Below are 12,906 nucleotides of genomic sequence, written 5' to 3'. Positions count from 1 at the left end.
GAGAAGAATATGAAAACTGAGCCTATGAAAGTATCGCAAATTGCTTCATTGCTGCAACACCAGCAGGAGTTGCCATTACAAGTTGTCGAAAGTTTACGGACTGATCCTCGTCCAACGGTAAAACGCTTGTTTGAAAAGTGGATAACGCGGGGGCAACGTCATGAACAGGAAATCCGTAGAGTGCGCGAATTGTATCTCTACGAGTCTGTCTACTATAATCAATGCCAGCCACTGGTTGCTGGCATTGATGAAGCCGGAAGAGGCCCATTAGCAGGGCCAGTAGTAGTTGCTGCGGTTATTTTGCCAAAGTTTGTTTTTCTGCCTGGTCTGAACGACTCAAAGCAAGTATCAGCCGCACAACGGGAAAAACTGTATTATACTATTAAAGAAACTGCATTGGCTATTAATTGGCAATCAATTTCGGTCGACTTAATCGACGAAATCAATATATACCAGGCGACAGTCCGCGGCATGTATCAAGCAGCAGCAGCCCTGCAGCCTGCTGCTCAAGCGGTTCTGATTGACGCCGTCAAGCTTCCAGAACTTACCATCCCCTGGCAGGCAATTATTGGCGGAGACGCACTTAGCGCTTCTATCGCAGCTGCGTCAGTTATTGCTAAAGTGGAGCGAGACCGAATCATGCTCGGGCTCAATCAACAATATCCAGGGTATGGATTTGATAAACATAAAGGCTATGGCACCAAAGAGCATTTGGATGCATTGCGTCGGCTAGGACCTTCGCCAGTACATCGACGTAGTTTTGAGCCGGTGAAGTCAGGAGGGGGCTTGTTTGGATTTGAAGCCGGTTATGCCAGGCCTGTCACAACCTAACCGCAGGGGGACAACCCTGTCCCGTACAACAAATTTGCTTCAAGATGCAGCGCCAACAGGTGATACACTGGCAATAGGTGCTGCCGGAATGCTTAAGGGTTTGTTTGACAAAACCTCTACTTTATTGGGGGAGCAAGAGGCTCTGATACAGTCGTTGCCGTCACAAATTAGAACTACTGCTGAGCAAATTTTGCAGAATTCATTACCAGACCTCAGCACCCTAAGCGACGGTTTAGTCTCTCTATTAAATTCTCGGCGCAATGCAACCGATTCTCTCGTTCAGTTAGCGGAGAAACTGCAATTGGCGGCCTCATCTCTCACATCAAGCCAAGATAAACCCGCCGAATTGTTGATCGCAATCAAGCGCGTTAATCAGCAGGTGACTGGTATCCTGGCAAAGCTTGATCTAGACGCGAATGAAATTGATCCAGCGGTGTTGCAACAGGCGCGAGACCAGATACAGTCCGCCGTTTCGGACATGTTACGGCAAGCCGCAACGAGGTTCGGACAAAAACCGTCTTTAGCCGGCATCTCATTACAGCCAAGCATACTTTATGATAATCTTAGCCTGCCAGAAGTACCACAGAACTGGCTACTGACTGATACGGATTTGGGGGCATTACAAGATAACCCCCCGCCAGCTATAGTTGAGCAAAAAGCCACTACCAGCCGGGCTTTGGCAGAATCGGTTAACCGGTTTTTTCAGACGATGAACGATGATCGGGGACAGGCTGACTTATTTACTTCACAAAAACTGCAATTAGCGGCGTCAGTCCTCGAATCAAGCCAAGATAAACCCGCCGAACTGTTTAATGAGATTAAGCGTTTTACTCAGCAAATGACTAGTATCTTGGCAAAGCTTGATCTTGATTCGAATGAACTTGATCCAGCGGTATTGCAACAGGCGCGAGACCAGATACGATCCGCTATTCCAGACATATTGCGGCAAGCCACCGCAAAGTTTGCTGCACAACAATCGTCATCTGCCGGCGTCTCAACACCATCGGCGATACATCAGGCTGCCGACAAACTAAATCTACCAGAATTACTGCAGCTTTGGCTGCTGACAGATATGGAACTGGGTGCCCTACTTGATAACACTCCGCCAAGTATACTTGAGCAAAGCGCCGCTACTGTTCGAACTTTGGCAGAATCGGTTAACAGGGCTTTCCAGACGATAAGTGACGACCAGGGACAGGCTGTCTTGTTTACCTTACAAATGCCGTTTAATGGTGAACCGGCCCAACCGCAGCCTGTTCATATCCATGTATTTCATGAAAAGGGCCAGACGAAAAAAGATGGATCGGAAAGCAAACCTGATACTTGGGTCAGATTAACATTAGAGCCTGAGAATACAGGACAAGTAGATACGATCTTTCACCTCCACGGGGAGGCTATTTTAGATATTAAGGTTGCATTTGCTAACAAGCAGGCTTCGCTGTTGTTCAGCGAAACTTTGCCATTAATTCGCGAGGCTTGCAGCGAATTTCCCTTTATGCTCGGAGATGTCAGCATAGTCTGAAACAGATTAGCAGGGGGTGAAAAGCATGGATGAAGCGAGACCAGAACGCCCTCAAGCAGTTGCGATAACCTATACTAGCGGAACTGACACGGCCCCGAAAGTGGTTGCCAAAGGTTCTGGTCTGATGGCCGATCATATTATCACTTTGGCCAAGGAGAACGCAGTTCCTATTTATAAGAATAAAACACTGACAGGTATGTTGATGGCTATCGAGCTAGACCGTGAGATACCGCCTGAACTGTATCAAGCTATTGCCGAGGTACTAGCTCATATTTATCGCCTGAATCAAACTATGGGGCATAAGAAGCTATAACTAACTAGCGGGAGGGATTATATGACGCTAGGGCAAGAGGGTGAAGATGTTGCCGCACAATATTTAGCGGCTAATGGGCTTGAAATATTGACTCGAAACTTCCGCACTCGATCAGGGGAAATTGACATAATCGCCAAAGATAAGAAAACTATTGTTTTCGTGGAAGTCAAAACGCGTACCAGTGTTATTTTTGGTTATCCAGCCGAGTTCGTAACCCGGAGCAAACAGCAAAAGCTGTTAAAAGCCGCAGTGTATTATTTGCATACGTGTGGGGCCGATAACGCTCCCGCCCGTTTTGACGTATTGGAAGTCTTGCCAACTCCGCAAGGCCTGGCTGTCACTAATCATATTATCAATGCATTTGGCAGGTAACATTTTAATCATGACGACCATATCCTCGCTGGCAGGGTATGTGTCAGAGGAGGGTTTTCGGCATGTTCGCCAAAATCTATGGATCAACTACGTTAGGACTTAATGGTATTCTCATTACAGTCGAGGTGGATATCGCCAACGGGTTGCCCGCTTTTGATATTGTCGGATTGCCTGAGACGGCAGTTAAAGAATCGCGCGAACGTGTAAGAGCGGCGATTAAAAATGCCGGTTATGAATTTCCGGCCAAACGCATTACCATCAATCTAGCGCCAGCAGATTTACGCAAAGACGGCTCAGGACTTGATCTACCCATTGCGATGGGCATACTTGCGGCTAGCGGTTATGTGGATCGAGCCGCATGTGAATCTTTTGTATTTGTGAGCGAGTTATCACTGGAGGGGCGCTTGCGCGGTGTCCCCGGCATATTGCCGATCGCCGCAAAAGTCGCAGAACAAGGCTTTGAATCTATTATGCTAGCGCCAGAAAATGCGGCTGAGGCGTTATTGGTCGGAAAAATTGCTGTTTATACTGCCGAAACCTTGGAAGAAGTTGTATTGCATGTATCTGGCCGCCGGAAACTACTGTGCGCACAGATGCCACCTTTCGATAATGGGCCGTTGTTTTCCGAAGAAGACTTTGCCGATGTCCAAGGTCAGATTGTCGCCAAACGCGCTGTTGAGATCGCAGCCGCTGGTGGACACAATGCTCTACTGGTTGGCCCTCCCGGTTCTGGCAAAACAATGTTAGCTCGCCGCTTGCCATCTATTCTGCCAAGAATGACAGATGAGGAAGCACTTGAAGTGACCAAAATATATAGTGTAATTGGGTACTTGAATCATGGTAGTTCTGGACTGGTCTATACCCGACCGTTCCGTAATCCTCACCATACTATTTCAGACGCAGGTATGATTGGCGGCGGTCGGATACCCCGTCCTGGAGAAGTGACAATGAGTCATCATGGAGTACTGTTTCTCGATGAGCTGCCAGAATTCCCTCGGCAAGTATTAGAGGTGCTTCGCCAACCGCTGGAAGATGGACAAGTTAATATCGCCCGGGTTAATGCATCTCTCACTTATCCTGCCCGCTTCATGCTTGTGGCCTCTATGAATCCTTGTCCGTGCGGGTGGTTGGGAGACGGACTGCATGATTGCGTCTGTACGCCATCTGATGTCAGACGCTATGTAAAAAAGATTTCGGGTCCATTGTTAGACCGAATCGATTTACACGTCCACGTACCTAGACTAGAATACCAGGACATCGTCAATTCCAGCCCGCAGGAAAGTTCGGCGAAAATCCGAGAGCGAGTTGAAGCCGCTCGAATGATGCAGCGAGAACGGTTACGTGCATTTGGTCTGTTTGCTAATTCGCAGATGAAGCATAAGCATATTAAGCTCACCTGTCCAATGACGCATGAAGCGCAAACTCTGTTACAACAGGCCTTTGCAAAATTAAACTTGAGTGCACGCGGCTATGACCGGATTATTAAAGTAGCTCGTACGATTGCTGATCTGTCTGCTGAACCTGTAATCACAGCTCAGCATGTAGCTGAAGCTGTACAGTTTCGCAATCAACTACAAGGTTTATTGTGACCGCAGCATGTATGCCAACCCTTTAGCATTGAACATACTATGTCAAAAGGGGGAATGTGCCATGGATGCGAGACGGGCTGAAGAGATACTTAAATCACCGGAGAAAATTGGCGTTAGGTATCGAAATAATCATGTATGGATTGAGAGTGTGAATAAACATCACAATAAAGCATATGTGACATATCTCGAGAAGAAAAATACTGTCGAGGTGGAAATCGACCATCTTCGTGAAGAAGGACCTATGGATTAAAAGTAGTGGACCTGCGCCGTGTGAAGGATCTGGACCGATGGAAGCGAATTTGTGAAAAACCCGACACTCAGGCTAGTGTCGGGTTTTCTATCTGTTGAACTAGGATAGTTGCCATAACTAACTTTCAATGGTAAAATCTTTCTAATAGAATCATATGATCAGGATAGACAGCCTGCAAAAATTCTAGAACTAAAGCATGAACACTGAAAAAGTTAAGTCCGGCCATTAGGCCGGACTTAACTCAAGCGTGTATCAATGCTCTGTTAGCGATTGGGAGTAATGACTGCTTTCATAACGCGGCGATCTTCTACATCAGCCAGAGCCTGATTAGTTTCGTATAACGAATAGTGACGGGTTATAAATTTTTCCCAGGCAAAGCGTGAGTGATATTTTTCCATGACTTTGAGAGAACGGTAGAAGTGGCTAAGATCAATACCCCAAGTTCCTTTGACTGTTAAATGCTTTTTGTTCAATTCCAGGTGCGGATTGAGTGTTACATCCCCATTGTCGGTATACTGACCAGCCACAACATAGGCCCCGGCGTCACGCACCATCAACATTCCCTCTTTAATCGCCGCAGGTGCTCCCGAGGCTTCAATCACGACATCAGCGCCACGTCCGTTGGTTAACTCCCGCACCTGTGCCAATCTGTCATTTTCGTTTGTAATATCAATATTAACGACATGATCTGCGCCAAACTCGCTGGCTAACTCCAGTCGCATAGCTGGACCTCCGACAACAATGACCTTAAGTGCACCGACTAACTGCGCCAAAATGGCAGCGTTTAAGCCGACGGGGCCACTGCCTTGAATGACAACAGTATCGCCCAATTTGATTTGCGCTTGTTCAATCGCATGATACGCAGTCGCCAGACCACAACCGCCGCCGATAAATGCTTCTGGCTTAACTCCTTTGGGTAACTTCATCGTCTTTACTCCTGGTTTTAGATAGATTTTCTCGCTCCAACCGCCGAGTATACCGTCTTTCAGACCATAAGTAATCCCGTACACTTTACGCTGCGGGCAACGGGTAGAGGCTTTAGCCACCAGGCAAAACCAGCAATTGTGGCATGTCTCGTGTACATCAAGAAAAGTCACAATGTCGCCAGCTTTCAAAACATTGCCATCGAAGTCTCGCACAATCCCGTTCATTTCTACGACACGTCCGACATTAATGTGTCCGGGTATGATAGGATAGGGCACTCCAGAAAGTTTGCCATGGTACAAATGGACATCAGTCCCGCATACTTCGCTGTACAAGGTCTCTAGCCAGGCTGCGCCAGGCTCCAATACCGGAGCAGAAAGCTCGCGAACAACCAGAGGGGTATGCGGTGCTTCCAGGACTGCTGCTTTTATCATGAGCAAATCACTCCTTCGATATATACATCTAAAACCAGAATACCCCATTAAAGAGGAAAGTTCCTGCCGCAATGCGGTGATGATATATTAAATTGATAAAAGTGGGTGTGAGCAATGCTTAATCCAAGAGTCGTATTAATTAATAATAACGAAGCTGCAACTCGCGAATTGCAACAGTTGGGCTGTGATCCACAAGGAATCGCGATCATGGCGGCAAAGGCAATATTCAAAACGGTCAAGATCGAAGGTGTATCAACTAAGGCGGCGAACTTACTAAAACAGACGTTTCTTGCCAAAGGCGGTGAGGTAGCGGTCGCACGCGGAACAGCAGATCTCAGCATCGAACATACAGATGTACTTATTTTTGCAACATTGAAGCAATATCGATTGGCGCTGAATCAATTGAAACAGCAACCGTGGGGACTACCTCAGCTGGCTGAACGTATCGAAAATTCCTTACGCGGAGACGCAATATTTCCTATGCGACACTATGAATGGCATGATCGATCGCTCTCCATACAGCCCGGTCGGACCTTAGTTATGGGCATACTTAACTTGACACCTGATTCATTTTCAGACGGCGGTAAGTACAATCAGGTTGAGAAGGCGGTTCAGCATGCCTGTGAAATGGTAGAACTAGGTGCAGATATTATCGATATCGGCGCCGAATCTACTCGTCCGTATGGTTCACAGTTGGTCAGCGAGCAAGAAGAAATGGCCAGATTACTGCCTATTCTTGATCAAGTGTTAGCAAAAGTATCAGTCCCTGTTTCGGTAGACACATATAAGGCTTCGGTCGCAAAAGCTGCTTTGGCGGCCGGTGCGCATATCGTGAACGATATCTGGGGATTACATACTCCAGGCATGGCTGAAGTTGCCGCCGCGCAACGTGCGCCGGTTATCATCATGCATAATCAAGTCGATTCGATTTATCAGCATGACATCATGTCTGATATGATTACTTTTCTCGAAGAAAGCATCGAGATCGGTATAAAAGCAGGCATTCCTTTTGAAAATTTCATTGTTGATCCTGGTATTGGTTTTGGTAAAACAACGGTCCAAAACCTGGAAGTAATGGCTCGGCTAGGTGAACTTAAGTCGTTGGGATGTCCCATATTGCTCGCTACATCGCGAAAACGCTTCATCGGCGAGGCATTAGGCGGTCTGCCGCCGCAAGAGCGAGTAGAGGGAACTGGGGCAACGGTCGCTTGGGGGATTATGCAGGGAGTACAAATGGTGCGGGTACACGATGTTAAAGAAATAGTCCGAGTAACTCGGATGATTGATACACTAGTAAGGAGAGATTTTCATGCATGACACGATTACTCTATCAAATATGACATTTTTTGGCCGTCACGGTGTTTATCCATATGAGCAGGAACACGGCCAACGGTTTCTGGTAGATATCGAGATGAGCGCTGACCTTGAGCAGGCGGCTCAGACAGACCATTTAGAAGCAACTGTTGACTATACGGCAGTATATGATGCAGTCAAAAGAATTGTTGAAACTGAGCACTATCAATTGCTTGAAGCCTTGTGTGGCCGTATTACTGGCGTCGTATTAGAGTTTCCTCATGTCAAACGAGTCGTAGTCCGAATCCGCAAACCGGCGGCGCCTGTCCCCGGCGCTCTTGATTTCGTTCAGGTTGCCTTGTCGAGGAGCAAATGATTTACCTAGGATTAGGCTCAAACATGGGAGAACGCGAATGTTATTTAAGACAGGCAGTGAGTATTCTTGCTGCTCATCCTGACATCCAGGTTATCAAAAAATCAGCCATTTATGAAACTGAACCGTTCGGTTATATTGATCAAGCTGCATTTCTCAACGCGGTGATTGCCATTGAATCAAATTTATCTCCTGCCGAACTGTTGAGGGTCTGTCTTGAAACAGAAAGCTGCTTAGGCAGAGTGAGAAATGCTCGCTGGGGTCCTAGGACAATCGATATCGATATATTGTTATTTCATGATCAGTTAATTGATACGGATACTTTGAAAGTGCCACATCCATATATGCATCTTCGACCGTTCGTGTTGATCCCTTTACGTGATTTGACCGGTGACGACATCGTCCTACACGGACTTACAACTGGTGAATTATTAGCTACATGCGAACCATCTTCTGTTACGTTTTATCAAAGTTTCGATTGATGGGAGTGCGGTGAATTGAAAATCTTAATTATCAGCGCCCCGATAGGCTCTGGTCATGTCAGGGCTGGCCAGGCGGTGGGGGCTGCGCTGCAGTCAATCGACCCTGCAACAAACGTTGTTTATGCCAACGTCTTTGATTTTTTTCCTTCCTTTATTGGAAATTCAGTCCTTAATACTTATCTGAAAATACTTGCCATCTTTCCTCAAGCATATGGAATGGCATATGGATGGGGGAATACTAGTCGGCTGGCACTTGTCGGCCGCAATATAATCAGTCGTTTTCTTGCCAAGCAGATGCTTACCTATATCAAATCACTAGAGCCCGACGTTGTTGTTTGCACCCATGCTACTCCTGCGGGGTTAGTGGCTGATCTCTTGCGCCGAGGTGAACTTACATCGCCCGGTGTCGCTATCGTGACAGATTTTGTCGTGCACCGACTATGGATATATCCTGAAATTACTCATTATTGCGTCGCTAACCAAGAATTGCGTCAAGAATTGACTGCTAACGGTATACCTTTGCAACGCAGTACAGCTAGTGGCATTCCAGTAGCTGCTGGCTTTGCTGACTCCAATACAATTGCCACGGTCAAAGATTTGAGTCTTGATTGCGATTTACCTACCATTATGATAATGGGCGGCGGGGCTGGACTTTTGCCTATGGAAGATATCATTAGGGCTCTTAACAGTCTGGAACGAAGAATCCAGATAGTAGCCATTTGCGGCAGCAATCGAAAAATGTCTAGATGCTTGTCAAAACTGGCGAGTTCGATCAAACATCAATTAATCGTGTATGGCTTTGTCGAAAATATCGCAGAATTGATGGCTGTCTCTGATCTGTTAGTAACTAAGCCCGGCGGCATGACCTCAGCAGAGGCCATGTGTTGCGGCCTTCCACTCATTATTTACCGTCCCATTCCGGGACAGGAAGAAGAGAATGCCAAACGCCTGATCCAACAAGGCAGTGCTTTGCAGGCTAATACACCTGATGCTCTGACTGCGACTGTTGGTATGTTGCTGACTGAGAGAGGAAGATTGACGCAGATGCACCAAAGATCACTCGCAATGGCAAGGCCGGATGCTGCCGAGGTGGCAGCCCACGTGATTCGCAGTCTTGTTGTGAAATAAATTGCAAATAGGACATTTTTTTACAGTACCACCTTGACCTATTTTTTACAGATAGTTATAATTATTCCATTATCTAAATCCCGTACACAGTCCGGCAGTGTCCGGCCCTATAGGAGGGACCATGGAGAACGCGTATATCGCTGCACTGCTCACCGTTACAGGGATAGGTCAGGAACGAGTTAAAACTCTGATTCGCTATTTTGACAGCGCCCGACAGGCTTGGTTGGCTGACATGCGCGATTTGATTTTGAGCGGTTGCTTGCCTGAGACTGCTGCAGAGGAAATTATCGAAAAACGAAAACATATAAACCCCGTTTCCTTGCTAGACACTTGGCACAATCGCGGTATTTCCGTTGTCTCGCGAACAGATTCTTGTTATCCGGCTTTATTGCAAACAATCTATAATCCGCCTGAGTTGCTGTTTTATCGTGGAGTTTTACCACCCAATGACCAACTAATTGCCATCGTTGGGACTAGACGGGCCTCGGCATATGGAAAGAATGCAGCTAAAAGCTTAGCATCAACGTTAGCTGCTGCCGGGTTTTGGGTGGTTAGCGGGGCAGCCAGAGGAATTGACACAGCTGCGCATCTTGGCGCTATCGAGCAGGGCAAAACCATCGCCGTTCTTGGTTGTGGCGTTGACATCTGTTATCCACAAGAAAATGCAAAGCTTTTATGCCAGATTGCTGCTTCGGGAGCGGTCATATCTGAGTATCCGCCGGGAACTCCGCCTACGCCCGGACTATTTCCCGCCCGAAATAGAATTATTAGTGGTCTTTCGCGTGGAGTAGTCATTATTGAGGCTGGAGAAAAGAGCGGTGCGTTAATTACCGCTGACGCCGCACTCGAACAAAATCGCGATGTGTTCGCAGTTCCCGGCAGTATTTTCACTCAGCAGAACCGCGGCTCTCATAACTTAATTAAGCAAGGGGCAAAATTAATTGATTGTGCCGCGGATATTTTGGAAGAATATCAAATAGAGTACATTACAAAAAAAGAACTTCCTCAGCTGACCCCGGATCAAACTGTTGTGTACAGTGTACTAACATCAGATTTGCCGTTGGCTTTAGAAGAAATTGTCATGCGGACCAATCTAGCGGCAGCTAATGTATCATATATATTACTGCAGTTTGAACTGCAGGGAATTGCCCATTCAGACGGGCAACGTTATGTGCGAAGCGCTTGGGAGGGAAATCGTTGAACAAGGTACTTGTAGTAGTCGAGTCTCCGGCTAAGGCAAAAACTATAGAAAAATTTCTTGGCAAATCATATTCAGTAAAAGCTTCGATGGGCCATTTGCGCGATTTGCCCAAAAGTCAGTTCGGGGTTGACGTTGACGCAGACTTTTCTCCCAAATATATTAACATTCGTGGTAAAGGCGACTTAATTAAGCAATTGAAGGAAGAAGCCAAAAAGGCCTCCAAAGTTTATCTGGCAACTGACCCGGATCGCGAGGGGGAAGCGATCGCCTGGCACCTTGCTTATTTGTTGAATATTCCTGTTGACAGCTCCTGTCGGGTTACCTTTAATGAGATCACCAAGCCTGTAATCCAGGGTGCCGTAAAAAAAGCTCGTTCTATTAATTTGAACCAAGTTGACGCCCAACAGGCCAGACGGATTTTGGATAGGATTGTGGGTTATAAGTTGAGCCCACTTTTATGGCGAAAGGTTCGAAAAGGATTGAGCGCCGGTCGGGTACAGTCAGTCGCAGTCCGCTTGATTTGTGACAGAGAACGTGAAATTGCCGCATTTGTTTCCAAAGAGTATTGGACAATTACTGCGCGATTGCGTGAGAAGATTAAGTCCCCGCTATTTGATGCTGAATTAACGCATGTTGATGGTAAGAAACCTGAAATTTCGAATGAGCAGCAAGCAGGTGCGCTGGTCGACGAAGCATCGGCGCAAACATGGATTGTCAAGGATATTAAGCGCCGCGAGCGCCGCCGTAATCCTGCACCGCCATTTACAACTAGCAGTCTTCAACAAGATGCTTTTCGCAAGTTAGGGTTTACCTCTCGAAAAATCATGATGTTAGCCCAACAATTGTATGAAGGTCTGGAAATCGGGTCAGCTGGTTCAGTTGGCCTGATCACATATATGCGAACGGATTCCACCCGCGTTGCAGTCAGTGCTCAAGAGGAAGCGCGCGAAGTTATCCAAGACAAATTTGGAGCTTCATATCTGCCAGAGAAACCACCAGTATACGCGGCAGGCAAAAAGGCGCAAGATGCTCACGAGGCGATTCGGCCGACTAGTCTTAATCTGCCTCCAGATGCGGTTGCCGCTTATTTGACTCGTGACCAAATGAATTTATATACTTTGATTTGGCAACGCTTCATCGCCAGTCAGATGAGTCCTGCTGTTTATGACACTTTAACCGTTGAAATTACTGCAGGCCGTCTGTCGTATAGGGCTCTAGGCTCGCAACTGAAGTTCTCCGGATTCTTATCTATCTACACTGAGGGTAAGGAAGAGGACGATACAGATAAAGAAAAGGATGTATTTTTACCAGAACTTAATATCGGGCAGGAATTGAAACTATACAAAGTTCTTCCTAAACAGCATTTTACGGAACCGCCTCCCCGGTATTCTGAGGCAACGCTGATTAAGACACTTGAGGAAAAAGGTATCGGCCGTCCCAGTACTTACTCCCCAATTATTGAAACTATTTTGGCGAGGGATTATGTGGTAAAGCAGGAGAAACGCCTGCATCCCACAGAGCTTGGGTTTGTAGTAGTTGATCTGCTTAAGCAGTATTTCCCTGATATTGTTGATGTTGCTTTTACCGCAGGGATGGAAGGAAAACTCGATGAAGTGGCTGATAATGAACTCTCGCCGGTACAACTGCTGCGTGATTTTTATCAACCGTTCATTCAAACTCTAAATCAAGCGGAAGAAGAAATAGGGCATGTCGATTTACCAGTTGAAGTTAGTGATGTTGCATGCGAACATTGTGGTCGCATGATGATTGTCAAAAAAGGTCGTTATGGTGCTTTCTTAGCCTGCCCGGGATTTCCAGAATGCCGTAATACGAAACCGATTGTCAAAGAAACCGGAGCAGCATGTCCGCTATGCGGCGGTGGAGTAGTAGAGCGCAAGACAAAACGAGGCAAAGTCTTTTATGGCTGTCAAAACTACCCAGACTGCAATTTTGTCACTTGGGATGCGCCTTTGCCTTCTTCCTGTGCAGAATGCCGTGCCTTTATGGTTGCACATAAATATAGCCGGGGACCGGTTACAATGCGTTGTAGCAACGCTGCGTGCCCCACCAATCAGAAGCACTCTTTGCCGAAAGAGAAGGCTAAGTCGACAACCGGCAAATCTAAGCAAACTGCCAAGGGTGGTAAGAAAACTATAAAATCGTCAACAAAGAAACAAAGCAAGTAAAGCGAGGG

The 12,906-nt window shown here is 46.7% G+C and carries 13 protein-coding genes; 12 read left to right on the top strand and 1 reads right to left on the bottom strand.

Annotated features, from left to right (window positions below; all coding sequences use genetic code 11):
- Positions 1-9 precede the first annotated feature (9 nt).
- From AXX12_RS05810 to AXX12_RS05785, 6 genes are all read left to right on the top strand, one after another.
- The gene (locus AXX12_RS05810) at positions 10-831 is read left to right on the top strand and encodes a ribonuclease HII (protein WP_066239433.1); all 822 of its coding nucleotides are present in this window, start codon (positions 10-12) and stop codon (positions 829-831) included.
- The gene (locus tag AXX12_RS05805; RefSeq protein ID WP_066239430.1) at positions 791-2,353 is read left to right on the top strand and encodes a hypothetical protein; all 1,563 of its coding nucleotides are present in this window, start codon (positions 791-793) and stop codon (positions 2,351-2,353) included. Before AXX12_RS05810 ends, AXX12_RS05805 begins: the two co-directional genes overlap by 41 nt.
- 25 nt (positions 2,354-2,378) lie before the next feature.
- Entirely contained in the window at positions 2,379-2,666 is a 288-nt protein-coding gene (locus AXX12_RS05800) for an EscU/YscU/HrcU family type III secretion system export apparatus switch protein (protein WP_066239427.1), read from the top strand.
- Positions 2,667-2,687: 21 nt separating this feature from the next.
- Positions 2,688-3,038 carry a YraN family protein gene (locus tag AXX12_RS05795; RefSeq protein WP_066239426.1) on the top strand — a complete coding sequence of 117 codons (351 nt, stop codon included), beginning with the start codon at positions 2,688-2,690 and terminating at the stop codon, positions 3,036-3,038.
- Positions 3,039-3,100: 62 nt separating this feature from the next.
- Positions 3,101-4,627 (top strand): YifB family Mg chelatase-like AAA ATPase, encoded by a 1,527-nt coding sequence (locus tag AXX12_RS05790; RefSeq protein ID WP_066239425.1) that lies wholly within the window; start codon positions 3,101-3,103, stop codon positions 4,625-4,627.
- Positions 4,628-4,688: 61 nt separating this feature from the next.
- The gene (locus AXX12_RS05785) at positions 4,689-4,877 is read left to right on the top strand and encodes an H-type small acid-soluble spore protein (protein WP_066239424.1); all 189 of its coding nucleotides are present in this window, start codon (positions 4,689-4,691) and stop codon (positions 4,875-4,877) included.
- A 263-nt stretch (positions 4,878-5,140) separates the two neighbouring features.
- Here AXX12_RS05785 and AXX12_RS05780 read toward each other — a convergent pair whose 3' ends face one another.
- Positions 5,141-6,235, bottom strand: a complete 1,095-nt coding sequence (locus AXX12_RS05780; protein WP_066239423.1) for a zinc-binding dehydrogenase — start codon at positions 6,233-6,235, stop codon at positions 5,141-5,143.
- Positions 6,236-6,349: 114 nt separating this feature from the next.
- On the opposite strand from AXX12_RS05780, the gene folP reads away from it, so the two are divergent.
- The 6 genes from folP (at position 6,350) to topA (ending at position 12,898) form a co-directional block, all read left to right on the top strand.
- The gene (gene folP, locus AXX12_RS05775) at positions 6,350-7,552 is read left to right on the top strand and encodes a dihydropteroate synthase (RefSeq protein ID WP_066239420.1); all 1,203 of its coding nucleotides are present in this window, start codon (positions 6,350-6,352) and stop codon (positions 7,550-7,552) included.
- Positions 7,545-7,904: a dihydroneopterin aldolase gene (folB, locus tag AXX12_RS05770; protein WP_066239418.1), complete on the top strand. Its 360-nt coding sequence runs from the start codon at positions 7,545-7,547 to the stop codon at positions 7,902-7,904. Before folP ends, folB begins: the two co-directional genes overlap by 8 nt.
- Positions 7,901-8,383: a 2-amino-4-hydroxy-6-hydroxymethyldihydropteridine diphosphokinase gene (folK, locus tag AXX12_RS05765; protein ID WP_066239415.1), complete on the top strand. Its 483-nt coding sequence runs from the start codon at positions 7,901-7,903 to the stop codon at positions 8,381-8,383. The genes folB and folK overlap by 4 nt, the downstream gene beginning before the upstream one ends.
- A gap of 15 nt (positions 8,384-8,398) precedes the next feature.
- A complete protein-coding gene (locus AXX12_RS05760) occupies positions 8,399-9,511 on the top strand; it encodes an MGDG synthase family glycosyltransferase (protein WP_066239412.1) in 1,113 nt (370 codons plus the stop codon).
- A gap of 121 nt (positions 9,512-9,632) precedes the next feature.
- On the top strand, positions 9,633-10,712 hold the full coding sequence (dprA, locus tag AXX12_RS05755; protein ID WP_066239408.1) for a DNA-processing protein DprA: 1,080 nt from the start codon (positions 9,633-9,635) through the stop codon (positions 10,710-10,712).
- On the top strand, positions 10,709-12,898 hold the full coding sequence (gene topA, locus AXX12_RS05750; RefSeq protein WP_066239406.1) for a type I DNA topoisomerase: 2,190 nt from the start codon (positions 10,709-10,711) through the stop codon (positions 12,896-12,898). The genes dprA and topA overlap by 4 nt, the downstream gene beginning before the upstream one ends.
- The last annotated feature ends 8 nt before the right edge of the window (positions 12,899-12,906 follow it).

Origin of the sequence: Anaerosporomusa subterranea (genome assembly GCF_001611555.1) — a bacterium.
Lineage (GTDB): Bacteria > Bacillota > Negativicutes > Sporomusales > Acetonemataceae > Anaerosporomusa > Anaerosporomusa subterranea.
Note: the sequence above shows the minus strand (reverse complement) of the source record. Positions and strands in the feature narration are given on the sequence as shown.

Bases quoted from the DNA above. Each gene is read 5' to 3' on its own strand.
- AXX12_RS05785 (WP_066239424.1), top strand. From the start codon at position 4,689: ATGGATGCGAGACGGGCTGAAGAGATACTTAAATCACCGGAGAAAATT.
- AXX12_RS05810 (WP_066239433.1), top strand. From the start codon at position 10: ATGAAAACTGAGCCTATGAAAGTATCGCAAATTGCTTCATTGCTGCAA.
- folB (WP_066239418.1), top strand. From the start codon at position 7,545: ATGCATGACACGATTACTCTATCAAATATGACATTTTTTGGCCGTCAC.
- AXX12_RS05795 (WP_066239426.1), top strand. From the start codon at position 2,688: ATGACGCTAGGGCAAGAGGGTGAAGATGTTGCCGCACAATATTTAGCG.
- AXX12_RS05780 (WP_066239423.1), bottom strand. From the start codon at position 6,235: ATGATAAAAGCAGCAGTCCTGGAAGCACCGCATACCCCTCTGGTTGTT.
- dprA (WP_066239408.1), top strand. From the start codon at position 9,633: ATGGAGAACGCGTATATCGCTGCACTGCTCACCGTTACAGGGATAGGT.
- folK (WP_066239415.1), top strand. From the start codon at position 7,901: ATGATTTACCTAGGATTAGGCTCAAACATGGGAGAACGCGAATGTTAT.
- AXX12_RS05800 (WP_066239427.1), top strand. From the start codon at position 2,379: ATGGATGAAGCGAGACCAGAACGCCCTCAAGCAGTTGCGATAACCTAT.
- folP (WP_066239420.1), top strand. From the start codon at position 6,350: ATGCTTAATCCAAGAGTCGTATTAATTAATAATAACGAAGCTGCAACT.
- AXX12_RS05790 (WP_066239425.1), top strand. From the start codon at position 3,101: ATGTTCGCCAAAATCTATGGATCAACTACGTTAGGACTTAATGGTATT.